Consider the following 24,346-nt stretch of genomic DNA (forward strand, 5'->3'; position numbering starts at 1 on the left):
ACTTCTGTAAATCGTTGTAAATTATGTATTGCAGAGTCGATTAGATGTCCTAAGATTTCTTTTTTAGACCATTTTATCTCTGATATTTTATAACTAACTACATCTTCGCCAAATTCAAGTATAGTTTTACTTGTTTTATATACCAAATCTTCTAATTTCAAAATCATGTCCTGCATAAATACTAATTATTTGTATGTTCTTATACTTTCTATAATTACAGAAGTTAGAATCAAAACACCTCCTATTATTGTGGAGAACACGGGAATTTCTTTCAAAAAAATCATTCCAATAATAATACCATAGACTGGTTGCACGCTACTTATAATACTAGCAGTTGTAATTGAAAAACGTTTAAAACTTCCTAAAAATAATGTATGCCCTATAGCTGTAGTCAACAAGGCTAAAGTGAGGGTTGGCATCCATTGATCCTTTATTCCCGAACTATCCATAAATAAAAGAAAAGGTAAGAGAAAAATACTTACAATAACTAATTGATACCACATTAACGCAGAACCATTATAATTAGCAACCTTGGTTTTCATAATCAGATTCCGTAATGAATAACATATAGCTGATAAGATTCCGAGTCCCACTGCTTTTGTGTATGAATTACTAAAATCTAAACCGGGTACTAAAAAATAAATACCGACCAAGACCAATAATGCTAGAAGCAAGTGTACTTTTTGAAATTTTGTCTTTAATAAAACAGGTTCTAACAATGCAGTAATCACTGGATAAGTAAAGATAGATAGCATTCCGATTGCTACATTAGATAATTTCAAGGCATAGAAATAAGTGATCCAATGTAACCCCATCAATATACCACTTAAAAGAATAGTAGGTTGATCTTTACTTCCTATCTTAAAAGAAATACCTTTCCAACGGCAAAAGATAAAAAGCAGGACTCCTGCAAATAATGCTCTAAACCCAATAATTACAGGTACTGGCATATCAATATATCTTCCTAAAGCACCCGAGGTGCTGATTAGAAGCATCGCCAGATTTAGTTCTAATACGTTTCTTAGGTGTTGGTTATTTTTTGGCAAATTGTTTATCTTAAAAGTGTAAAATTAGCTTTAAATTCTTTAAGTACACCCTGTTCTGTATATAATATAGCTTCTCATCTACCTTACAAGTCCTTCTGCTTTTTCTTTAATAATATCTGCCACTGGTCTTCCTTCAATATTACTCTCTAACCAAGAAAGAATATCTAAATACAAAAAAGCCCTTTTTTCATAAGGATGATTTTCGTATTCTTTTAGTGTTTTATGTAGTTTTCTAAATTCATCCTTTATTTGATGAGGAAAAATATCACCCAGATTTTTCAAAAATTTAATCATTTCCTTTTGCACCTCATGTAAGTCATCCATTTTAATTAAAAACCTGTAGGTTTCTTTTAATTGAGTTTCTAAATGATAATCCATACCAGCTTCATAATGTGCAACCAAACTAAGTACTCTAGAAAAACACATTAAGTCTTCTCTCATCTTTAGAGATTTGTTATTGATAATCTTCGCCAGGTATTCGATGCATTTTTTATGATTAGCCATACCAAAATACAGGCAACCTATTTTATAGTAGAAAACCATAATGTGATGATCATCCAAACGACTCTTAAATTCTTCGATCCCTTTAAGAATATCATCCACCAAATGTTCCCCTTCTTCAAAACTACCTTCTAAAAAGTGTACATTGAGTTTATTATTATAAATAAATTGGAACGACAATACATCAATATTATCATCTTTTGGAAATGTTTCATCTGCTATGGTGTTTTCTAACTTTGATAATGTTGATTTTAACTGAGCTTTATCCTTTATCAAGTATAAGGATTCTAACAAATAATGATTTCCTCTTAAGAAAAAAACCGGATTTTGAACGATCATTTTTGGGTGTTCATAAAATAGATCTATCCATTTTTTTGAATATTTATAGCACGATAAGAAATCCTGAACTATAAAACTATACCACAAATGGGCTTTATACAACCATAATTTCTCCCTAAAACCTAGCATATTCCATTCATACTTTGGAAGCTTACTATTAAAATAGTTCGTAATTATGCTATGCTCCTTATCATTTCTAACATATCCACTTTTTAGCATTAATCCATACAATTGCAATGACAAATTCGATAGCTTACTGGTTAAAACATTTTTCATGCTCAACATCTTTGCCTCGATTGTCAATTCATCTGCTCTATTATTAATACTTCTTGTAATATATTGCGTTTCTATAATTTTTTCGAGTTCTACAATTTCATAAGCAATATTATGTTCTTCATTCTCTTTTGCAAGAGCTTTTGCTTTTTCTAATATTTTTAAACTCTGCTTGTACAATCCTTTATGATACAGAATAGATGCAAAATCAAACTGTTCTCGTATTTGTGATCTTATATTCTGATGTAAAGGGCTTAACCTAAGGCTTATTAATATTTGTTTATATAAATGAGCTTTAAGATTGGAGATTTGCAATTTTGTCACAATTCCTTTTTTTACAATAAGCTCTTCATTTAAAGTATCACTCTTGTCCAAATGGTTAAAAAGAGCAAGGAACTTTGAGTCAGTATTTACACCCAATCTACCTACATACACTTTAAATTGTCGCTTTTCGGATTTAGAAAGTGACTTAACTAAAACAAACAAAGGATCTTTTTGATCATTAGTCATTGTAAGAAAATATATTGTAATTAGTTGATTAAAAGAAAGTTAAGTTTTCATTAAAACATTTTAGCATTGTAAAATGTATATCCCAATACTTCCTTTTTGAATTCCCAAAATATAAATTCGTAAGAGATTTAAGAAACATCTTGTAAGAATATTTAAAAAAAAGATAATCTTTTATCTAAAAGCACTGAACTTATAATTATTTATAGAATTCTCATGAGCGATAATAAAGTCCAAATATTTGACACAACATTAAGAGATGGAGAACAGGTCCCTGGTTGTAAACTAAATACTCAACAAAAATTAGTTATCGCAAAACAGCTCGATTACTTGGGTGTTGATGTCATAGAAGCTGGTTTCCCTGTATCAAGTCCTGGAGATTTTGCTTCGGTTAATGAGATAGCCAAAATCGTTAAAAACGCAACGGTTTGCGGACTAACAAGAGCTGTAGAAAATGATATTAAAGTAGCTGCAGAAGCACTTAAGTTTGCAAAAAAACCAAGAATTCACACTGGTATCGGTACTTCTGATTCTCATATTAAGTACAAATTTAATTCTACTCAAGACCAAGTTATTGAACGCGGTATTGCCGCTGTAAAATATGCCAAATCTTTTGTAGAAGATGTTGAATTTTATGCCGAGGACGCAGGTCGCACAGATAATGAGTTTCTGGCACGAGTCTGTGAAGCCATGATTAAAGCTGGAGCGACTGTACTTAATATTCCAGATACTACCGGGTATTGTCTTCCAGAAGAATATGGAGCAAAAATTAAATATTTGAAAGAAAATGTTACAGGAATAGATAATGTGATTATTTCTTGTCATTGTCATAATGACTTAGGATTAGCAACGGCCAATTCGATTTCTGGAGCAATTAATGGAGCACGACAAATAGAATGCACTATTAACGGAATTGGAGAACGTGCAGGTAATACTTCTCTTGAAGAAGTTGTAATGATTATGAAGCAACATCCATATCTAAATTTGAATACCGATATTAACTCTAGGCTATTATATGAAACTAGTCAAATGGTATCTGATCATATGGGTATGATGGTTCAACCCAATAAAGCTATTGTAGGTGCAAATGCTTTTGCTCATAGTTCTGGAATACATCAGGATGGTGTTATTAAAAATCGTGAGACTTATGAAATTATTGATCCTGCTGAAGTTGGGGTTACCGAATCAGCTATAGTCCTTACTGCAAGAAGCGGAAGAGCCGCTTTGGCATATAGAGCAAAGAAAGTTGGGTATGAATTAACCAAACTTCAATTAGATGATGTCTACAAAGAGTTTTTGAATTTTGCAGATCATAAGAAAGAAGTAATTGATGAAGATATTCATCAAATTATGAAAAATACAAATGTAATTGCTGCTGTAGTAGCATAAGAAAAAATACATTAATAAACCTACGAGTCGATACTGATCTTATATCAGTATGTAAAATCGTAGGTATTTTTTTAGAGATATATGAAGAAAACCTTGTTTGATAAAGTTTGGGATGCACACGTCGTCAAAGAGATTAAAGACGGGCCGCAGATTTTATATATTGACAAACACTTAATCCATGAAGTTACCAGTCCTCAAGCATTTGGAGAACTAGAACAACGTGGAATTCCTGTTTTTAGGCCTGATCAAATCGTAGCTACCGCTGATCACAATACTCCGACTGTTGATCAACACTTACCGGTAAAAGACGACCTTTCCAGAAATCAATTAGAAGAGCTTACAAAAAATTGTAAAAAGAACAACATTACGCTATACGGACTTGGTCATAAGTACAATGGTATTGTGCATGTTATGGCACCAGAATTAGGTATTACCCAACCAGGAATGACCATGGTCTGTGGGGATAGTCATACCTCTACTCATGGGGCTTTTGGAACTATTGCTTTTGGAATCGGAACAAGTCAGGTTGCACAAGTTTTTGCTAGTCAATGTTTATTACTTCAAAAGCCAAAAAGTCTACGTGTAAATGTAAATGGAAAGCTAAAATCGGGAGTTTTGCCAAAAGATGTCATCCTGTATGTAATCGCAAAACTTGGAACTAACGCAGGTACAGGATACTTTTGCGAATATGCCGGAAATGTATTTGAAGATATGTCTATGGAAGGTCGTATGACCGTTTGCAATATGAGTATAGAAATGGGAGCCCGTGGAGGGATGATAGCTCCTGATGAAACGACTTTTGAATACATTAAAGGAAAAGAATTTGCTCCTCAAGGGAAAGAATTTGATAAAAAAGTAGCGTATTGGCAAACATTACCTACTGATGAAGGTGCTATTTTTGACAAAGAGTATCATTTTGATGCTGAAGATATAGAACCAATGATTACATACGGTACCAATCCAGGAATGGGTATTAAAATATCTGAAAATATTCCTTCAGAAAATAATGCTTCATTCGAAAAATCATTGGCCTACATGAACTTTGAAAAAGGTCAATCTTTAGTAAACCAAAAGATAAATTATGTTTTTATAGGAAGTTGTACTAATAGTAGAATCGAAGACTTTAGAGTGGCAGCTAATTATATTAAAGGAAAGAAAAAAGCAAATAATGTTACCGCTTGGTTTGTCCCTGGATCTCAGCAAGTAGCTCAACAAATTGTTAAAGAAGGATTGAATACTATTTTTGAAGAAGCTGGTTTTCAACTCCGTCAACCAGGATGTTCAGCTTGCCTTGCCATGAATGATGATAAAATCCCTGAAGGAGAATATTGTGTGTCTACATCAAACAGAAATTTTGAAGGGCGACAAGGACAAGGTTCAAGAACTATTTTGGCAAGTCCTTTAGTGGCTGCAGCAACTGCAATAGAAGGAAGAATAATTGATATAAGCAAACAACTAAATTAATTATGGATAAGTTTACAACACTAACATCCTCTGCTATACCATTATCGATAGAAAATGTGGATACTGATCAAATTATTCCTGCTCGTTTTTTAAAAGCAACAAGTCGGGATGGATTTGGAGAAAACTTATTTAGAGATTGGCGTTTTAAGAAAGACGGAAGTGTAAATGAAGACTTTGCATTAAACAATGCTGTTTACAATGGAAGTATACTCGTAGCGGGTGATAATTTTGGATGTGGGTCTAGTAGGGAACATGCAGCATGGGCTATTAATGATTATGGGTTCAAAGTGGTTGTTTCTAGTTTTTTTGCAGATATCTTTAAAGGGAATGCTTTAAATAATGGTGTTCTCCCCATACAAGTTGATAAAGAATACTTAAAAGAACTTTTTGATCAAATTAAATCAAACCCTGATTCGCAGATCGAAGTAGATTTGGAAAATCAAAAAATAACTATTCTAGCTACAGACTCTTCTACTAATTTCGAAATTAATCCTTATAAAAAAACCTGTTTAATTAATGGGTATGATGACATTGATTTTTTAATTAGTAATAAAGCAGAGATCGAAGAATTTGAAAACTATAAAGCTTAAGAAAATAAAATATTGTCAAACTAAGATTTGATCAAAAAAAAGAATAAAAATTAGAAACAAAAGAATAGATGAAACTAGATATCGCAGTATTATCAGGAGACGGTATAGGGCCAGAAGTAACCGCACAGGCCATTAAAGCGCTAGAAGCTGTTGCACATAACTTTGACCATTCATTTATATTTAAAGAAGGTTTGGTTGGTGCAATCGCAATTGACAAAACGGGTACCCCTTTACCAGATAAAACTTTAGAGCTTTGTGTTAATACAGATGCTGTACTATTTGGTGCTATCGGAGCTCCAAAATATGACAATGATCCCAGCGCTCCTGTTCGTCCAGAACAAGGGTTATTAAAGTTACGTAAGGAGCTTGGACTTTATGCCAACATACGCCCAGTAAAAGCTTATGACACTCTAATTGATAAATCTCCTCTTAAACGTGAGATTATCGAAGGAACAGATATTTCTATCTATCGTGAATTAACAGGTGGGATTTATTTCGGAAAAAAAGAAATCAGTAAAGATGGTAATGTAGCGTCTGATCTATGTGAATATTCTAAGGAAGAAATTGAAAGAATTACTCATCTGGCATTTAAAGCCGCACAAAAAAGAAGAAAGAAACTTACATTAGTAGATAAAGCCAATGTTTTAGAATCGTCAAGGCTATGGAGAAAAGTAGTTACTCAAATTGCAACAGAATACAGTGATGTATCTCTGGATTTTTTATTTGTTGACAATGCTGCAATGCAAATGATACTAAATCCAAGCCAATTTGATGTAGTGCTTACAGAAAATATGTTTGGTGATATTATTTCTGATGAAGCTAGTGTTATTGGCGGATCTATTGGTCTATTAGCTTCAGCTTCCATTGGTGATACATGTTGTATGTTTGAACCTATTCATGGATCATTTCCACAAGCAACAGGAAAAGGAATTGCTAATCCTATTGCAGCTATTCTATCTGCTGCAATGCTATTAGAGCATTTTAATTTGATGGGAGAAGCTAATGCGATTAGAGATGCTGTAGAAAAAGCATTAGAATTGAATCTTACTACACCTGACCTAAATACTAGTAATCCTCTTACGACAGAAAAAGTAGGAGATTTTATTGCCGACTATATTCTTAATCCAGAAGATTCGAATATCAATTTTGAAAATATACATGTAGGTCAATCTACTATTATATAAATAAACGCTATGCATAATTTTGTAAAAGCACTCAAAGAGATTCTTAGAGTGCTTTTTTATTGAAACAAAAAGCTGAAAAATCAGTTATATATAGTGATTTCTTTATTTGATAAACTCTTTAATTGAAAAAGATATCATACCTTTTTTGTACTTTACCAAAAAAACAACTCTTATTTAACACTTTTAATGAAGTTAAAAATCTACATAATTCTTTTTTTTATACTTGCTAATTCAATAACAGCTCAAGAAATAACATGTTCTGCGAAGGATAAAGAAATTTTCACAACTCGAATACATGAACTAAAAAAAGAATATCTTACAAAAAGTAATTTTAGTGAAACTATAATTTTTGTTGGCAAAACATTTTTAGGCACTCCTTATGTAGCTAAGACTTTAGAAATTGGCATTGAAGAAACTCTAGTAATTAATTTACAAGGTTTAGACTGCACTACATATATCGAGAATGTATTGGTATTTAGTTTAATGCTCAAAAATGACAAAAGTGATTTTGATACATTTACGAGCTATCTGGAAAAAATACGTTACAAAAATGGTGTATTAAATGGCTACCCTTCGAGATTACATTATTTTTCAGAATGGATCACTAATAATGAAGAGAAAGGTATTATAAAAAATATCAGTGGAGATATTGGTGGTATCGAGATGGAAAAAGACATTAACTTTATGAGCACTCATCGTGACCTCTACCCTTTTCTTAAAGAAGATCAAAACTTTAAAGGCATACAACAATCTGAAAAACAAATCGGTCAATCTACATTATGCTTTCTTCCAAAAGATAAAATTAAGGAAAATGAACATTTAATTAAGTCTGGTGATATTATCGCATTAACTACAGCTATAACAGGACTTGATGTAACTCATACCGGAATTGCTATTCGAAAAAAAGATGGAAGAATACACCTATTACACGCCTCATCAAAAGGGCAAGTAGAGATTTCTAAACTTCCATTAGTTGATTATCTACAAGGAATACGTAAAAATACGGGGATAATAGTCAATCGAGTACAATAAAGCTTTATTAAAAAAATAAAGCAATATATCTTCAAACGTATAGTTTTTACTACACTTAGTATTATTATTTTTTATTAGTAAGTACTATTACTCATTATCGAATATTGATTTAAATAAGGCATATTTACATTTATGCATTCTATTAACAGTAACGAAATTTAACTTAGTGCTACTATATAATAGAATATAACTCATATAAGATAATTATAATGTTAGAAATAAATTTTAAAACGATCGCATCAAATTTTTATATCTACATTTCTTAAAAAAAGAAATACATCTTTTGTAAGCAAACAGAATAAAAAATACTCAATAAAAACCAAATAACTCAACCTCTTTTTGGAAACCATCAACTTCAATTTTTTTCAACTTCTCATTCTTTTTGGTTCGATCCAAGGAATCATTTTTAGTTATATTGTTGTTTTTATAAAAAAACATCAATCTAAAAGCACCATTTTTTTGGGGCTTACAGTACTATTTCTATCTATTAGTAATATTCAACATATGCTTATCGATGTTAATTACTTTGATGACACATCGATTATAAGAAGAGCGTATGTTCCTTGGCAATGGATGGTAGCACCGATGTTTTATCTTTTTGCGCATAGCTTTTTACAGAAAGAATCTTTAAGCAAATCGTTATTGACTTTTCTTATTGCCCCCTTTTTTTTGATAACTATATTACATTCATTTCAGCTTATTTATCAAATATATTTTGATAACGATTATATAATCTCTAATTATTACCAACAAGGTCTATTTCTATATACTAATTTACTTTCTTTTATTCATACACCTATTGTTATCTATATGATGTATAAAATGGTCATTTCGTATGAGAATAATCATGAAAAATCGATTGAAAAAATAAAAAAAGAAACAACTTGGTTAAAAAATCTTATACGATTAGGAATCGGAATTGTATCCCTTGGTATGATATCAGTGATTATAGGAGTCTTAGTAGACATGAAGGATTCATACTTTGGCTATCCATTCTTTATATCTTTATCTCTTTGGATTTATTGGATAGGATATGTGGGTATAAACAGATCTTCTTCTCACGAAAGATTAGAAAAATTAACTACTCCCCAATTATCAAAAAAGACAGGACATGCTACTTTTGTTAAAATCAATGATTATATCATAAAAGAAAAAAAATATTTATTAGCCGATATAAGTCTTAATAGTATTGCTGAAAAATTTCAAATTAGTAGCGGATATTTATCGCAACTGATCAATACACATACTCAGAATAGTTTTAATGATTATATTAATGAATTAAGAGTAGAAGCTTCTAAAAAAATGCTTATTGATTCACAATATGATAACTATACAATAGAATCTATTGGATTGGAATGTGGTTTTAAATCCAAATCTAATTTTTATACAACTTTTAAAAAATTCTCTAATTTGACACCTAATCAATTTAAAAAGTTAGAAGAATAATTATTTGCAATCATTTTAAAAAACCTTTTTTTGTTTCACTTTTAACGCATGTATTACAACATATCATTACTTCGGTTTAGACAATAGTTAAAATACCAAGTATCCAATTCAATATGTCCATACATTTTTGTAAAACTTACCTTAAATCGCTAATTTAGTGATGCTAAAGAAAAAGAAAATGCTACTTCCCAGAACAAATATTGAACAAAAACTTAATAAACTAAGAGCAAAAAAATTTGATGTTTCATCATGGAAAGATCAAGTCAATGAAATCTTCAGAAAAGAAGAAGAAAACCAGGGACGAATTCTTCAAAATCTAAATAACTCGGTAGATATTGGCAAAAACACCTTTGATTTTGATTCACTAGAAACGAATAAGATATATCATATCGATCAAATTAAAAAAATATGTATTGATTACCGTTTACGTTTTTTAGATTCAAAATATTTTAAAGGAAAACTGCCTCAATCTGCTTTACTGGCTATTAAAAATCTTGAAAGACAGCATCAGACAGAGTTAAAAGGGTTCAAAATAATCGCCCCATCAAAACTTTTTAAATTAGAAAATGCAGATGACCCATTACTTTTTGCTCCTATGGGTAATGATTATTTTTATTTGATTCATAAATGGGGAAATGATCTACATCCACTTCGCAAAAATATAATGTGGTTTTTTAAAAGTTTTGAGAATTTACTATTTCTTACTTTTATAATAAGTGTTTTGCTTACTTTTATGGTTCCTGATGGTCTATTTAGTAAACATAATGATACTACCCAATTGGTAATGATATTTTTCTTTATGTTTAAATCTGTTGCAGCTGTAGTTTTATTCTATGGATTTGCTCTTGGTAAAAACTTTAATACTTCCATCTGGAATAGTAAATATTTTAATGCATAATACATCCAAAATATGTTTCCAGAAAGTGAATACGAAAGAGTATATACAGGAAGTTTGATAAACGTTCAGTTTTTACAAACTTTACTACAGGATAGGGGGATTAATTCGATAACAAGAGATGATATGAAATCGGGTATGATAGCTGGTTTTGGAGGAGGAGTCCCTGATCATATTCAACTTTTTGTAAAGAAGAACGATATGGAGGATGCTATTCCTATCATTGAAAAAAGCTTATCCTAGATTATATGGAAAACAAAAATCAATCTCCGCGTAAAGCCTGGGATTTAATGATTGGCATTGCACTTGTTGTATTTGGTGGTTTACGATTATACAATAGGTTGCAATCTGAAGCCGAGTGGAGCTTTAAATCTATAATCACCATACTATTTATTGGGTATGGAGGATATATGATTTATCGGCATTTTCAAACTCCTCCAAAAAATTAATCTAACGGCCATTATTGTTTGTTTCAATAATCAATATCCCCAATACCCATCTCATTGATTCTAAATGAATACCTTTAGAAGCTTAGGCTATGCACACTTAGGTCATTGAGTTTATTATAAAAGGGATTTCTTTTTTTGATTCTATATACTATCATAATTTTAATTTTCTGTAAAAAGTAAAACAGGGAATGTCTGGTGATATTAGAACTGAAGAAAACCATAATCTATTTGTATTTATTTTTAAACTCAATCTTTGTTGTAAGAAATTAAAAACGATATCCGATTTTGAGATTAAAAACAGATGTATAACCTATTTCTTTTCCATTTTCATTGCGAAATGCAAGTCCTATACCAAGTCCAGCTTCATAATTAAAATGTTTTCCAATATTTCTTCTGATTCCCCAAGTGGGAGTAAGTAATAGATAGTCTTGATTATCGTTTTCAGCTTCTGAAATATCAAAGAAACGATAACTGGCTCGAAACGAGATATAATTTCCACTATTACCATCTATTCTTCTACCCTTATCAACACGCTTGTTTAGATTGTAATACCATCGAGGTTCTAATGCTATCATAGGTTCAATATGATCAAAACTAACACCTCCTAAGCCTATTTCACTTCGTAAAGCAACTTGATTGGATAATCTTAATTCATTGTGAACCCACGCGCCTAGAACTCCGATTTGAATTCCAAAAACAGATTTTTCTACTGATGCTTCTTGTTGTATATTTTGTGAAAATCCAAAATAAAAACTACTTACCAACAATGAAACAAAAATTACTTTTTTCATACTAAATATTAATTTGAAATTTGTTACTAATTAAGATTAAGTTGAGTCTTGTGAGTTATTTATGTTTTTTGATCTACTGAAGTAAAAGTATACTGTTCAAAAAAATAAAAAAGTAATTTTGGCATTGAAGAAGTCCTGAAATAACCGAATTACACAAATCAGGACTTTTTTTGAAGCTTTCTATAGGCTCCCGGAGACATTCCTAAACTGGTATTAAACGCGTTATAGAAAGTACTCTTAGATTTAAAACCAGCTTCCATACCAACGGCTTGGATAGAATATTTATTAAATACCGGATCAAGCAATAAGTTTTTAGCCGCTTCAATTCTGTATTCATTTACAAACTGAATAACACTTTTATTGGTTTCCTGATTTAGAATCTGTGATAAATATCCTTCACTAGTTCCTAATCGAGTTGCTAAATCTAATCGACTTAAAAGAGGATTTTTATATAACTCTTCCTCATCCATTACTATATATAGTTGGTTAATAATCTTAGAAACAGTAGTCTCGCTTATCTTCTTTTTTGCCTGATTACTATGTGTTTTTTTTGAGACCAAATATTGGTGTATTTCGTCTTTTTGAACTACTATTTGTAATCTAAACACTCCATAATACAATATCCACCACGATAAAAAAGAAATTAATATCCATAGAAAATCTGTAGTATATTCTGAGTCGAATACATAAGATTCTATATGAGACAAAATCCAACTTATAACAATGCAGATAATAAAAAGGTTTAATCTCAGCAACCAACGTTTTTTCTCTTCAGAAATAGTATTAGATCTTTTTATTAAATTCCTCGCCCAAAAAATTAAAAACGTATTGTAAACAAACGATCCAAAATACTTAATATAATATACCCAACCATCAAAATCTGGATTATAAAAGTTAAAAATCGCATGGAAAAACGTAACTAAAATTTCAATAATTACCGAGATAAAGAAAAAAGCATAAAGCCATTTATACCACTTTTTTTTTAGGTAGTTATGCTGAATTTGAATTAGAAAATAGGTGAATAGAATTACTCCAAACAGCAAATCTAGCATAACATTGTTTAAAAATTGGGAAAGGTAATTTTCTAAATCACACCAATCTAATAAGGTCAAAGTTGTGAGTAAGAATAGCGATAGAGAGAGATATTTATTCGCACGATTCTTATAAAAAGATGAAGTTATTAATGCAATACTTATAAAATACCCTATACTTCCACTGACAATAATTGCAAAATCTAATAGTGTTATATTCAATCTTTGAAGAAATTAATGATATTAAAATTCAATAAGAAGTATAAATTACTTGAGTACGAATGTTCCATACTCCTATAAATACATCACACTAATAACTATAAATATTCTGAGATATTACAAGAGTGGTTTTGTTTTAGACTAAATATAAGCTGATTTGCTAATTTTTTGACATAGATTAAAGGAGAAAATAATTCTGGAATTTCCTTTTACATTTTATGTCGTAATACTATACCCTCACTAATGCTTCTTCTCAGGGATCATACTCATTGCACGTTCTGTAATTGCAGTAATGGATAAAGAAGGGTTCACTCCTGGGTTAGCAGATATCATAGATCCATCACAGATGTACATATTTTCATATCCAAAAACTTTGTTATTCTTATCAATAACACCTTCGGATGCATTTGATCCCATCACGGCTCCTCCCAAAATATGAGCTGTAGAGGGAATTCCCGCTAAGGGCTCTAAACCAAAAACAGTTTCTTTTCCATGTATTAAAGATGCATATTGTTTTGCTAAACCCAATGATTGAGGAATAAATGCAGATGGTTTCTTCCCTTCCGAAATTCTAGTATTCATTATCCCAAATATATTACGACGAAACTTCAACGTACTATCTAATGTTTGCATAAAAAGTAAAATAGCTGTGCTTTTCCCCCAATCCCTAGTTGTATACAGTTTTATATAGGTCAAAGGGTGTTTGACAAAGCTTGTAATCATCTTTACAACTCGAACAATAGTATTTTTACCATGAGTTAATGGTAGATGAGATAGCCTCCAAAAACCAGATCCTTTGGTATATCTTACAATTTCCAAATGGCTATTTTGATCTGTTTTAAGAATAGATCCAATGGCCACACCTTTAGACATATCCTTTTTCTTATCAAGGTTAGTGACACTAATCAAGCTCTCATTATTCGTTCTGATGTCATACCCTAGTCGATCTGAAATTTTAGGTAATGATTTTTCCTTTAACTTCAATAACAATTTAATCGTACCTAGAACTCCTCCTGAAAAAATGACTCCTTTGGCTTTTATTGTTTTTTTAGTCTTAAAAAATCGAGTTGATGACTTATATTTTATTTCATACCCTTCTTTTGACTGAACAACATCAAAGACTTCATTTTCTGCCAAAATTTGAGCTCCCTTTTGTTGGGCCAGATATAAATAATTCTTATCCAGCGTATTTTTAGCCCCTACTCTACACCCTGTCATACATCCACCACAATAGTTACATCCGGTGCGGTCAGGTCCTTTTCCACCAAAATAAGGGTCTGATACAGTAACATTAGGCTCCCCAAAAAAAACAGCAACCTTGGTAGATTCGAATTTATCTTTTATATGCATCGCAGATGCCAATTCTTCCAGAGCTTTATCTCCATCAAAAAGTTTTGGGTTTTTTTGTGCTCCCAACATTTTAGATGCTATCTGATAAAATGGCGCTAACTCAGATTGCCAATCTGTAAGATTTTTCCAACTGCCTGATATGAAAAAATCTTTTTTTGGTATTGGTAATGTATTTGCATATACTAAGGACCCTCCTCCCACGCCAGTTCCCGAAATAACAACCACATGCTTGAAAAATGACATTTTCATGATTCCAAACCATTTTAGAAAAGGCAACCAAAGCCATTTTCTTAAGTTCCAATTTGTTTTTGGAAAGTCTTTAGCTTCATACCATTTTCCTTTTTCAATTACCAAAACTTTATATCCTTTTTCTGATAGTCGTAAAGCACTAACAGAGCCACCAAAACCACTTCCGACCACCACATAATCATATTCTTCTTCTATTCTCATCATTTCAATATTATATTCTTTTTGGTATGGCAAAATGTTATTACCTCTTTTACATAAATAATTTTTTCTATTTTTTTCAAAACAGTCCAATAGTTCATATGGTAAATGATTAATTTTGAACAATACAAATCAAGAATCATACTATTTACTCAAATATAGTTCGGTTTTAGCAAATTGTCAACATATGGGACGAAAATCTATACTTAGAAATCGTAAAGAGAAAAGTAAGAAGGTAGAACAATGGACATTGGCTATTTTACCCAAGTTAAAAACCACAAACTTGGGAAATCTTACTATGGACGACCTTGCTTTGTTAATGAAAAAAAGTAAATCTACTATATATCAATATTTTACAACTAAGGAAGAGATTTTTGAATATATTACCCAAACTAGAATTGATAACTTAAATACGTATAAGGATGAGATCGCAATGGAAGTTTTACAATTGAATTATAATTATGAAACACTTGCTCGTATACTTACCGAAGGCGCTAAAGATATTTCTTCTTTTTATTTGAGACAATTAGAGTTACATTATCCCACGGCATGGAAAATCATTGAAGATTTTTTATTCGGATTATTGGAAGATTTAAAACAATTTTATATTTCTGGAATCGAAGGTGGTCTATTTAAACCTATATCACCAGAACTACTTATTAAGCTTGATGAATATTTTATCATGCAGCTAATTATGGATGATACTTTCTTTAATAAAACTCAAAAAACGCTAGAATCTATTATTAAGGATTATATGTTCTTAAAATTTGAAGGTCTAATGAAATGATTTTTTATGGTTATTTTATCCTAAATAAAAATAAAAAACCTACAAACTCTTAGTTTGTAGGTTTTTACATCTATATTACTAATAATGATCTAGTTAGTTAATGATAATTCTAGATGTTTTTGTTCTAAAACCACCTGATCCAGAAATTTTAACCAAATACATCCCTGAATTAAGGTTCTCAAGAGATAATGATTGTTCCGAGTTATTTAGTGTTCCTAACGCTTTTGAATATACAAGTCTTCCACTTAATCCATATACCTCTATAACACTATTAAGAACTGTACCTCCAGAGGATATTCTCACCTGCCCGTTAGAAATTGTTGGATAAAGAATCGGATCTTGTGTATTTCTAAGAACTTCCTCCTCTACTATTTCTTCTTCCGGAGCCACTTCTTTTTCAGCATTGATAGATCGTATAGCCCAACCAAAAGAGGTTACTCCAGGGTCCGAAATTAATCTAAAACGTATAGCAATCACATCTCCTGCATTGAAAAAATCTAATAGATTAATAGATTGTTCTTTAAATAAATCATCATTTATAGAAGGTGTAGGACCTGAATTAACAACATCGGTCCATTCGGGAAATTTCTCACCATCATAAGCATCTAAAGTTACCCAATTATTAAGATCACTAGAAGCTTCTATTGTCACATAGTCATAGAATCTACCTGGTGTAGGATCAAATTCTGTAATCGCAACATCTTCATAAGTAAAATCTCCATTATCTGCAGTAAGTGTGATTGGATGTTTCAAAACAGTACGATATTCTTTATTAATCAAATAAGGATGTCCAGAGTTATTAAGCACCGCCTGACTTACTGTTTCATCAACCGTGTTGATAACAAATTCATCACCAAAAGTATATACATCTGATGCTTCAAAAGTCTTGATAGAAACCAATTCTTGTGGCTCTGTAAAATCAATAACATCAAATGAAACAGAAGACAAAACTGATGCTGTACCAGAAGCATCTATTGCTTGTAATCCTAAGCTATGGTTTCCTTCTTCCAAACTTTCTATAGTATAAGTAAATGTAGTTCCTTGAGCAACATTATCTGTTATTTCTGCCGTTTCTTCTCCATCTACATACACTACAATTTTTTCAGCATCCTCGTTCTCTTGAACATAAGAAACCACTACATTTTGATTTTCTACTGACTCTTGAACCGCACTTACAATTGTTGGTGGCGCAAAATATGCTGGAGGTTCATATCCTTCTAATTCAACCAATGCGGCGGTCCAAACCCCTCTACCATGAGTAGCCATTACTACTTCATTGTTTACGATTTTCATTTGCCAAACAGAAAATGCAGGTAATCCAGCTAACAATGACCAATTTTGACCACCATCAAGCGTTTGAAAAACCCCTATATCGGTTCCAACCCATAATCTATTTTCATCAAAAGGCATTTCTACCAAACTATGAATTGCGACATCGGGAAATCCTCTATCTTCTGCTATAGAAAAACCAGAAATATCTTCCCAGGTCTGACCTAAATCTTCAGTTTTTAAAATTTTAGCAGCTCCTTGTCCAGAAAACAAAACATAGGCTCTATTCTCATCCGTTGATGAAGTTTCAACTCCTGAGATAAAATAATTGTGATTTATACCATCTCTAGGATCAGAGAATAAAGCAGTAGGTTCATAAGAAACACCATTATCTTTAGATACATGAATCACATAGCTACCAGATTCTGTCATTGCATTTCCTGCCCATACAACATCCGGGTTTGCAGTTGATACAGAAACATCCAATGCACTAGAGGCTCCTACTGAAAAATTATTCGGAATAGCAGTAAGCTCCCAAGATTCTGCAAAATTAGTTGATCTCCATACACCACTAATCCCAGGACTGAAAAGTACATTAGGATTATTGTTAGCATTTGTTATTTTAGAATAAAAAGGAGAAGTTCCTCGACCAGATTCTCCATGCCTCCCATTAAACCCTTGACCATTTACATAACGTACAAATCCATTATATTGTGAACCTCCGATAAATTTATTTGAATCTTCATAATTCCATAATACCTCAAATCCATCACCACCGATAATAAATGTATACGCTGTATCATCATTTGCACTATCGCCTGTTAGTGATATCCATGTACCATTATCTTGTGCACCTGCAATATAGTCTTCAACTCCATTACGCTTATCAGCCCCATAAAACTGAGTACAGTTTAATCCTGTAGCCGCAGTAGACCAATCATTAAGGGTTGTTCCTGGGTCTAATAAATAATCTGTATGATATATTCCTCCATCATTAGCAAGAATTAATTTAAATTTCTTTTCTACGCCTTTGGTTATCCAAGTAATATTATGCTGATCTACATGAACGTAATCATTAAGTTCATTATTATATCCCGCAGCGATAGGTTGAAAAGTATAGTTTAAAGGACCGTCTGGAACTGGTTTGTTTTTTGCCGTTGTTCCATTTTTAATAGTTGCTTTGTTAATTTCAACTCTATGCATTACAACTCCACCTGCATAAAAAACATTTTCATTAAAAGGATGAGCTCTAATAATATTGTCATACCATCCTTGTCCTGTAATCAAATTTCCTTCTGCTGGAGTCCCTTCAAAACCAATTAATTTAAAGTTTACACCTGCATCACTTGTTACATAAAAATCTGTGTTTACAGCGGTAGTAGCATTACCTCCTGGTGTATATACCGAAACAAATACTTTATTTGTATTTACTGGAGACACATCTAGTTCGAATCTTGCATGGTTCTCATTAAAATCATCCTTGTTTAAAACCAAATCCCAAGTTAATCCACCATCTGTACTTTTTATAACACCAATACCGTTTACACCTCCATATAGTGTATTAAAACTTGAAGGATCGTAATCAAGGTCCTGAACATTCCCTTCTGTATAAGTATTTTGCCATGTTGTCCCACCATCTGAAGTAACAAAAATACCATTATCACTAGCTACTACAAGGTTATTCTCATCGGCAGGATTTATTACTAATCTACCAATTCCTCCAAATTCTTTTGTGTTTTGCAAAAACTCCCAGCTATCTCCGGCATTAGTACTCTTAAGAACTCCTATACCACCAATAGCATCTAAATTACCAAATGGTTCTCCAGTTCCTACATAAATCGTGTTTGGATTATTATCACTTATAACTACAGTAGAAGTAGATAAACTAGGCACCTTATAATCGGTTAAGTTTCGCCATGTAACTCCAGCATCCTCTGTTAACCAAAGTCCACCACCAACAGTACCAACATACCATTTATCCTCATTATCCGGCGCTACTTGTATACCACGTATTCTACCAGGTACATTTACAGGTCCACGTTCTTTAAAATTAATTATACTTGAGCTTTTTGCAGCAAATCTATTTTTATTTTTCATAGCTTTTTGATGCTCCGTCATCATAAAACCATCTTCATAAGTCGATTTTTCTGCTCCGATTGGCTTCAATAAATCAGAAATATGCTTAGCAATTTCCTCAATACCTTTCTTTTTACTGTAATCTTTTTTTGTTTTGTGCTTTTTACTAGTTTCGAGAGTTTTTATCTCTGTAATCTTTTGTTCTTTATTCGTATTGCAAGCAGAAAATACCGCTAACAAAAAAACAAAAATGAGTAGTTTCTTTAAGTTGAATTTGTGTTTCATGAGTTAGTTATTTAATTTAATGATTGTTATTTTTGTCTGAGTGTTTGATAGAAGTGCATCTTCAGGATTGTCAGATGCCGGCTTTTGTTCCATACCTATATATGGAATAAGCTTCAAAGAAGTATTATCGTTCCATTCTACATTGGTTCCTCTAAAATATCCTTCTTTTACTATATTTTTAGTTCCCGTATTGTATACAATGTACTCAAAATGAAATGCAGGATCACCCGGCTTTATAATTTTTTTAATTTGGAGCTCCATAGATTTGTCTCCATTCAATTTTGAAACTATAGTGTCGTTTCCCATTTTTGTAATAGGGTGAGGTGATTGTTTATCTTGCTGTATAAGAGCCTTATTTTCAAAAGTTTTGCATTGTGCAAAAGAAAATATCGTCAAACCAAGAAAAAAGAGAATTGTAGTTTTTCTCAATAGCATTATTGTATTTTATAAATTACTTCTAAAATTGTATTAGCCATTAGTTAAATTAGTAACTTCTCTCTATTTTTTTGGGGAAGAAATGTTGAGAGAATATATAAATGTTGACACGGCAACAAAATATAATCTAATACATGTTGCTAAAGTAGTTTTTATTTTTTTAAAAATCAACTACTTAATTCTTTATTCTAAAAAAATAAAGAATTAAGTAGTTGATAAAAATAGAGTAAATTATTAGTGCTTTTTAAACCTTACAAAAGAAATAAAAATGGGATAATATAAGATCAATTATTTAGCACTTATATTTTTGATGAGGCAAACAATATCCTATCTAGAACGAAATAGCATCAAGTTAAACATTCACTGCATACATCTTTTCCCGAAGGTCTTTAATTTTTGGATCACTCATATATTCATCAAAAGTAGCATAACGATCAATAACACCATTCGGAGTTAATTCAATCACACGATTACCTACAGTTTGTGCAAATTCATGATCATGCGTAGTAAAAAGGATTGTACCTTTAAATTTTGTTAGAGAATTATTAAAAGCTGTAATAGATTCCAGATCAAGATGGTTTGTTGGTTCATCCAACATCAATACATTGGCCCTTGTCATCATCATTTTAGACAACATGCAACGAACTTTTTCTCCTCCCGATAAAACATTTGATTTTTTAAGTGCTTCTTCTCCGCTAAAAATCATTTTCCCCAGAAAACCTCTAATAAAAACTTCTTCTCTTTCTTCTTCTGTAGTTGCCCACTGACGTAACCAATCTACCAGAGTCAAATCGTTCTGAAAATACTCACTATTATCTGCTGGCAAATAAGATTGAGTCGTAGTAATTCCCCACGCAAATTTACCCGTATCTGCTTTCTGTTTATCATTTAATATCTGATAAAATGCAGAAGTCGCTCTAGAATCTTTTGAAAAAACAACGACTTTATCACCTTTATTAAGATTAACATCAATACCACTAAACAATGTTTCTCCATCCACAGAAGCGGATAACCCTTCTACATTTAAAATTTGATCTCCAGCTTCTCTATCTCTTTCAAAAATTATTGCAGGATAACGTCGACTGGATGGTCTGATATCCTCAATATTAAGTTTTTCGATCATTTTTTTACGAGAGGTAGCTTGTTTTGACTTCGCTACATTGGCACTAAATCGTGCAATAAACTCCTGTAATTCTTTTTTCTTTTCTTCTGCTTTTTTGTTTTGTTGTGCTCTTTGTCTTGCTGCTAATTGAGACGATTCATACCAAAATGTATAGTTACCACTATAATGATTAATCTTACTAAAATCGATGTCAGAAATATGGGTGCATACGGCATCAAGAAAGTGACGGTCGTGAGACACCACAATTACAGTATTGTCATAATTTGCAAGAAAACTTTCTAACCATGATATTGTTTCGTAATCAAGATCATTTGTAGGCTCATCCATAATTAATACATCTGGATTACCAAACAAACATTGAGAAAGCAGTACTCTAACCCTTTGTTTTGTATCAAGATCTGACATTTGCGTGTAATGTAAATCTTCTTTGATACCTAAATTAGAAAGCATTGCTGCTGCGTCACTATCGGCATTCCAACCATTCATTTCTTCAAACTGTACTTGAAGCTCTCCTATTTTCTCTGCATTTTCATCAGTATAATCAGCATACAAAGCATCGATCTCTTTCTTTATCTTATACAGTTGCTTATTTCCCATAATTACAGTTTCTAATACTGTATATTCATCATATGCATAATGATTCTGTTCCAAAACAGACATCCTCTTTCCTGGTTCCAAATGTACATGACCAGATGTAGGTTCCATAACTCCAGAAAGAATTTTGAGAAATGTTGATTTACCAGCACCATTAGCACCAATAATACCATAGCAATTCCCCTGGGTAAAAGCTGTATTTACTTCATCAAAGAGTACTCGTTTACCAAATTGAACCGAAAGATTAGAAACTGATAGCATAATTATGAAAAATTGAAAAAATTATAATTCGCCGCAAAAGTAGAAAAATGGATTCAGAACCTGAAACAATCTATCATTAATTTATTATACTTTCCTTCTGTTTATAAAGAATTCGAAGCATAATCATTGAACAAAAAAAATGAAGTAAAAAACAATAGATTCCCTTAATTCCTTAACAGATATAGAATTAACGTATAATTAACAACGGTAAAAGGAGTTTCCTTTTATTTTTGAGCGAATAGTCAGTTAATTTTATAGTACCCAAAATGCAATTTTCCGTATTAAAATATTTTGCTCAAGCTTCTTTCCTTTCCTGTTTACTATGGAGTTGTGACACTCCAGAAAACAGTAAACGAGAATACACTTATTTTGGCGGAGAAATTGTGAACCCAAACACCAATTATGTTATATTATCAAAAGGGTACGATTATAGAGATACTATTTTATTAGATAAAAATAATAGGTTTTTACATAAAATTGAAAATTTAGAAAACGGATTATATTCATTCAGACATAATCCTGAGAACCAAGTTGTTCTTCTTGAAAAAGGAGATAGTATTCTTATACGATTAAATACATTAGAATTTGATGAATCTCTTGTTTTCACAGGAGATGGTGCGGGAAAAAACAATTTCTTGATCGAAATGTTTATTCAAAATGAAATGGAACGTCAAAAATTAAAAAGAACTGGTTTACAATTTTCTCCCTCTTATTTTAAAAAGGATCAGGATTCTCTTTTAAGATACAAACTAAAGAGGTTTGAAAAACTTACGAATAAATATGAATTAAGCGATTTAGCCAAAAAACTTACTCAAGCTAGTTTTATATTAGATTATTACACCAGACATGAACTCTATTATCATGGCCGTTACGGTATTGGAGGTCTGGATGCTACAAGGGATCTTCCAGAATCCTTTTTTGACTATAGAGTCAGCATAAATCTTAATGATGATGAATTAAAAAGATTGTATGCATATAACAGATATCTAAATTATTATTTTACAAATTCTTCCCTGGCAAATTATTCTAATGAACTATCACAATACAGAGGTGAAGTAGGAAGTATCATACACAAACTAAATTTAATTGATAGCTTGGTAGATCATCCCTATATAAAAAATAGTTTACTAAGACGGGCGACTACTAATTTTTTATTAGAAAGTCAAAACAATCCTGATTCTGATAAAATATTAAAACACTATTTATCAGTAAGCTCTAATAAAAGATCTCAACGGGAATTAAGAAAACTTACTCGTTCAATTTCAAAATTAAGACCAAATCATATTATTCCTGATCAAGAATTAATTACTTCAAAAGGAGAAGTCGTAAAACTATCTTCTCTTTTTAATAAACCAATTACTGCACTGTATTTTTGGTCTATGGAAAGTAAAGATCATTATGTAAGAGCTCATAAAAAAGCAGAATACTTAAAAACTTTATATCCCGGTATCGATTTTATTGCAGTAAATACTGACGATGAACAAACAAAAAACTGGTTAAAAACAATCAAAAGGCATCACTACAACCTGAATTACGAATATGAGTTTAAGTATCCTAAATGCTCATCAGAAGAACTTGTAATACATTATAGAAACAAAGTAATCCTTGTTGATAATGAAGGTAAAATCATAAATGCTAAGGCTAATTTATTTGCTTCTATTTTTGAAAAACAATTAATGCAATATACTCAATTGGCAAGTTTAGAAAACTAAAAAGCCACCCATTTGAAGAGTAGCTTTCTTTCTAAATACTTTTTAAAAGATGTATTCTTTTTCTTTAATTTCCTTTTTTATAATCTTCAAGAAATTTAGCAAGTCCAATATCTGTTAATGGATGTTTTAATAAACCTTCTATTGAAGATAGAGGACCAGTCATCACATCAGCTCCTATTTTAGCACAATCGATTACATGCATTGTATGTCTAACAGATGCAGCTAATATCTGAGTATCAAAACCATAATTATCATAAATCAATCTAATTTCTGCAATAAGATTAAGACCATCTGTAGAAATATCATCTAATCTTCCTATAAATGGGGAAACATAAGTAGCTCCCGCTTTAGCGGCCAGCAAAGCCTGACCCGCAGAAAAAACTAGAGTACAGTTAGTTTTTATACCTTTATCACTAAAATATTTAATTGCTTTTACTCCTTCTTTAATCATTGGTACTTTTACAATAATTTGATCGTGAAGTTTTGCTAATTCTTCTCCTTCTTTTATCATACCTTCAAAATCAGTAGAGATCACTTCTGCACTAACATCTCCAGTTACAATATCACATATTTTCTTATAGTGATTAATTATATTTTCTTTACCAGTGATACCTTCTTTAGCCATCAAAGACGGATTTGTAGTTACTCCATCCAAAACTCCTAAATCCTGCGCTTCTTTAATTTGATCAAGATTAGCTGTATCAATAAAAAATTTCATAGTACTATGTTTAAAATTGTTGTGTTTTTATTATAGACCGCGAATATAAAAATAATCATTGTTGCGGTAAACAATCTTTTCGTTTATTTAGAGATTTCTTTTCTATCTCAACTTATTTTTCATCAGGTATATA

At 31.5% G+C, this 24,346-nt stretch carries 20 protein-coding genes; 11 read left to right on the forward strand and 9 right to left on the reverse strand.

The annotated features are described in order from the left end of the window. Positions 1 to 185: 185 nt before the first annotated feature. On the reverse strand, positions 186 to 1,046 hold the full coding sequence (locus PQF96_RS27760; RefSeq protein ID WP_271770253.1) for a DMT family transporter: 861 nt from the start codon (positions 1,044 to 1,046) through the stop codon (positions 186 to 188). Positions 1,047 to 1,124: 78 nt separating this feature from the next. Beyond that, a complete protein-coding gene (locus PQF96_RS27765; RefSeq protein WP_109435424.1) occupies positions 1,125 to 2,669 on the reverse strand; it encodes a hypothetical protein in 1,545 nt (514 codons plus the stop codon). A gap of 213 nt (positions 2,670 to 2,882) precedes the next feature. Between PQF96_RS27765 and PQF96_RS27770 the strand changes: the two genes are divergently transcribed. The 9 genes from PQF96_RS27770 to PQF96_RS27810 all read left to right on the forward strand — a co-directional run bounded on the left by PQF96_RS27770 (position 2,883) and on the right by PQF96_RS27810 (position 11,115). Continuing rightward, entirely contained in the window at positions 2,883 to 4,055 is a 1,173-nt protein-coding gene (locus PQF96_RS27770; RefSeq protein ID WP_271770255.1) for a 2-isopropylmalate synthase, read from the forward strand. Positions 4,056 to 4,136: 81 nt separating this feature from the next. Then, complete coding sequence (leuC, locus tag PQF96_RS27775; protein WP_109435426.1) at positions 4,137 to 5,519, forward strand: 3-isopropylmalate dehydratase large subunit; 1,383 nt, start codon at positions 4,137 to 4,139, stop codon at positions 5,517 to 5,519. Between the two features lie 2 nt (positions 5,520 to 5,521). Next, positions 5,522 to 6,109, forward strand: a complete 588-nt coding sequence (gene leuD, locus PQF96_RS27780) for a 3-isopropylmalate dehydratase small subunit (RefSeq protein WP_271770257.1) — start codon at positions 5,522 to 5,524, stop codon at positions 6,107 to 6,109. Positions 6,110 to 6,177: 68 nt separating this feature from the next. Beyond that, a complete protein-coding gene (gene leuB, locus PQF96_RS27785) occupies positions 6,178 to 7,293 on the forward strand; it encodes a 3-isopropylmalate dehydrogenase (RefSeq protein WP_109435428.1) in 1,116 nt (371 codons plus the stop codon). A 186-nt stretch (positions 7,294 to 7,479) separates the two neighbouring features. After that, entirely contained in the window at positions 7,480 to 8,325 is an 846-nt protein-coding gene (locus PQF96_RS27790) for an N-acetylmuramoyl-L-alanine amidase-like domain-containing protein (RefSeq protein ID WP_271770260.1), read from the forward strand. Between the two features lie 459 nt (positions 8,326 to 8,784). After that, a complete protein-coding gene (locus tag PQF96_RS27795) occupies positions 8,785 to 9,771 on the forward strand; it encodes a helix-turn-helix domain-containing protein (RefSeq protein WP_271770262.1) in 987 nt (328 codons plus the stop codon). Between the two features lie 160 nt (positions 9,772 to 9,931). After that, positions 9,932 to 10,669, forward strand: a complete 738-nt coding sequence (locus PQF96_RS27800; RefSeq protein WP_235010925.1) for a hypothetical protein — start codon at positions 9,932 to 9,934, stop codon at positions 10,667 to 10,669. A 12-nt stretch (positions 10,670 to 10,681) separates the two neighbouring features. Continuing rightward, entirely contained in the window at positions 10,682 to 10,909 is a 228-nt protein-coding gene (locus tag PQF96_RS27805; RefSeq protein WP_109435431.1) for a putative signal transducing protein, read from the forward strand. Between the two features lie 5 nt (positions 10,910 to 10,914). Then, positions 10,915 to 11,115, forward strand: a complete 201-nt coding sequence (locus PQF96_RS27810) for a hypothetical protein (RefSeq protein ID WP_109435432.1) — start codon at positions 10,915 to 10,917, stop codon at positions 11,113 to 11,115. 266 nt (positions 11,116 to 11,381) lie between these two features. Here the strand turns inward: PQF96_RS27810 and PQF96_RS27815 are convergent, their stop codons facing one another. From PQF96_RS27815 to PQF96_RS27825, 3 genes are all read right to left on the reverse strand, one after another. Continuing rightward, entirely contained in the window at positions 11,382 to 11,906 is a 525-nt protein-coding gene (locus PQF96_RS27815) for a hypothetical protein (RefSeq protein WP_271770264.1), read from the reverse strand. A 158-nt stretch (positions 11,907 to 12,064) separates the two neighbouring features. Beyond that, positions 12,065 to 13,159, reverse strand: a complete 1,095-nt coding sequence (locus tag PQF96_RS27820) for a helix-turn-helix domain-containing protein (RefSeq protein ID WP_271770266.1) — start codon at positions 13,157 to 13,159, stop codon at positions 12,065 to 12,067. A 237-nt stretch (positions 13,160 to 13,396) separates the two neighbouring features. Beyond that, complete coding sequence (locus tag PQF96_RS27825; protein ID WP_271770268.1) at positions 13,397 to 14,959, reverse strand: GMC oxidoreductase; 1,563 nt, start codon at positions 14,957 to 14,959, stop codon at positions 13,397 to 13,399. A 181-nt stretch (positions 14,960 to 15,140) separates the two neighbouring features. Between PQF96_RS27825 and PQF96_RS27830 the strand changes: the two genes are divergently transcribed. Next, complete coding sequence (locus tag PQF96_RS27830; protein WP_271770270.1) at positions 15,141 to 15,740, forward strand: TetR/AcrR family transcriptional regulator; 600 nt, start codon at positions 15,141 to 15,143, stop codon at positions 15,738 to 15,740. Positions 15,741 to 15,833: 93 nt separating this feature from the next. Here PQF96_RS27830 and PQF96_RS27835 read toward each other — a convergent pair whose 3' ends face one another. The 3 genes from PQF96_RS27835 to PQF96_RS27845 form a co-directional block, all read right to left on the reverse strand. Beyond that, complete coding sequence (locus PQF96_RS27835; RefSeq protein WP_271770272.1) at positions 15,834 to 19,370, reverse strand: T9SS type A sorting domain-containing protein; 3,537 nt, start codon at positions 19,368 to 19,370, stop codon at positions 15,834 to 15,836. Between the two features lie 3 nt (positions 19,371 to 19,373). Further along, complete coding sequence (locus PQF96_RS27840) at positions 19,374 to 19,805, reverse strand: hypothetical protein (protein WP_271770274.1); 432 nt, start codon at positions 19,803 to 19,805, stop codon at positions 19,374 to 19,376. Between the two features lie 352 nt (positions 19,806 to 20,157). After that, a complete protein-coding gene (locus PQF96_RS27845) occupies positions 20,158 to 21,783 on the reverse strand; it encodes an ABC-F family ATP-binding cassette domain-containing protein (RefSeq protein ID WP_271770276.1) in 1,626 nt (541 codons plus the stop codon). A gap of 266 nt (positions 21,784 to 22,049) precedes the next feature. Here PQF96_RS27845 and PQF96_RS27850 point away from each other — a divergent pair, with 266 nt between their 5' ends. Then, positions 22,050 to 23,495, forward strand: coding sequence for a peroxiredoxin family protein (locus PQF96_RS27850; protein ID WP_271770278.1), 1,446 nt, complete (start codon positions 22,050 to 22,052; stop codon positions 23,493 to 23,495). A gap of 64 nt (positions 23,496 to 23,559) precedes the next feature. Here PQF96_RS27850 and fsa read toward each other — a convergent pair whose 3' ends face one another. Beyond that, positions 23,560 to 24,213 carry a fructose-6-phosphate aldolase gene (fsa, locus tag PQF96_RS27855; protein WP_109435440.1) on the reverse strand — a complete coding sequence of 218 codons (654 nt, stop codon included), beginning with the start codon at positions 24,211 to 24,213 and terminating at the stop codon, positions 23,560 to 23,562. Between the last annotated feature and the right edge of the window lie 133 nt (positions 24,214 to 24,346).

This window comes from Aquimarina algiphila (assembly GCF_947494415.1).
Taxonomy (GTDB): domain Bacteria; phylum Bacteroidota; class Bacteroidia; order Flavobacteriales; family Flavobacteriaceae; genus Aquimarina; species Aquimarina algiphila.

Excerpts from the sequence above, each read along its gene's own strand:
- PQF96_RS27835 (WP_271770272.1), bottom strand. The coding sequence starts at position 19,370 with ATGAAACACAAATTCAACTTAAAGAAACTACTCATTTTTGTTTTTTTG.
- leuB (WP_109435428.1), top strand. The coding sequence starts at position 6,178 with ATGAAACTAGATATCGCAGTATTATCAGGAGACGGTATAGGGCCAGAA.
- PQF96_RS27815 (WP_271770264.1), bottom strand. The coding sequence starts at position 11,906 with ATGAAAAAAGTAATTTTTGTTTCATTGTTGGTAAGTAGTTTTTATTTT.
- PQF96_RS27765 (WP_109435424.1), bottom strand. The coding sequence starts at position 2,669 with ATGACTAATGATCAAAAAGATCCTTTGTTTGTTTTAGTTAAGTCACTT.
- PQF96_RS27770 (WP_271770255.1), top strand. The coding sequence starts at position 2,883 with ATGAGCGATAATAAAGTCCAAATATTTGACACAACATTAAGAGATGGA.
- fsa (WP_109435440.1), bottom strand. The coding sequence starts at position 24,213 with ATGAAATTTTTTATTGATACAGCTAATCTTGATCAAATTAAAGAAGCG.
- PQF96_RS27840 (WP_271770274.1), bottom strand. The coding sequence starts at position 19,805 with ATGCTATTGAGAAAAACTACAATTCTCTTTTTTCTTGGTTTGACGATA.
- PQF96_RS27830 (WP_271770270.1), top strand. The coding sequence starts at position 15,141 with ATGGGACGAAAATCTATACTTAGAAATCGTAAAGAGAAAAGTAAGAAG.
- leuD (WP_271770257.1), top strand. The coding sequence starts at position 5,522 with ATGGATAAGTTTACAACACTAACATCCTCTGCTATACCATTATCGATA.
- PQF96_RS27805 (WP_109435431.1), top strand. The coding sequence starts at position 10,682 with ATGTTTCCAGAAAGTGAATACGAAAGAGTATATACAGGAAGTTTGATA.
- PQF96_RS27850 (WP_271770278.1), top strand. The coding sequence starts at position 22,050 with ATGCAATTTTCCGTATTAAAATATTTTGCTCAAGCTTCTTTCCTTTCC.
- PQF96_RS27810 (WP_109435432.1), top strand. The coding sequence starts at position 10,915 with ATGGAAAACAAAAATCAATCTCCGCGTAAAGCCTGGGATTTAATGATT.
- PQF96_RS27825 (WP_271770268.1), bottom strand. The coding sequence starts at position 14,959 with ATGATGAGAATAGAAGAAGAATATGATTATGTGGTGGTCGGAAGTGGT.
- PQF96_RS27790 (WP_271770260.1), top strand. The coding sequence starts at position 7,480 with ATGAAGTTAAAAATCTACATAATTCTTTTTTTTATACTTGCTAATTCA.
- PQF96_RS27845 (WP_271770276.1), bottom strand. The coding sequence starts at position 21,783 with ATGCTATCAGTTTCTAATCTTTCGGTTCAATTTGGTAAACGAGTACTC.
- leuC (WP_109435426.1), top strand. The coding sequence starts at position 4,137 with ATGAAGAAAACCTTGTTTGATAAAGTTTGGGATGCACACGTCGTCAAA.
- PQF96_RS27800 (WP_235010925.1), top strand. The coding sequence starts at position 9,932 with ATGCTAAAGAAAAAGAAAATGCTACTTCCCAGAACAAATATTGAACAA.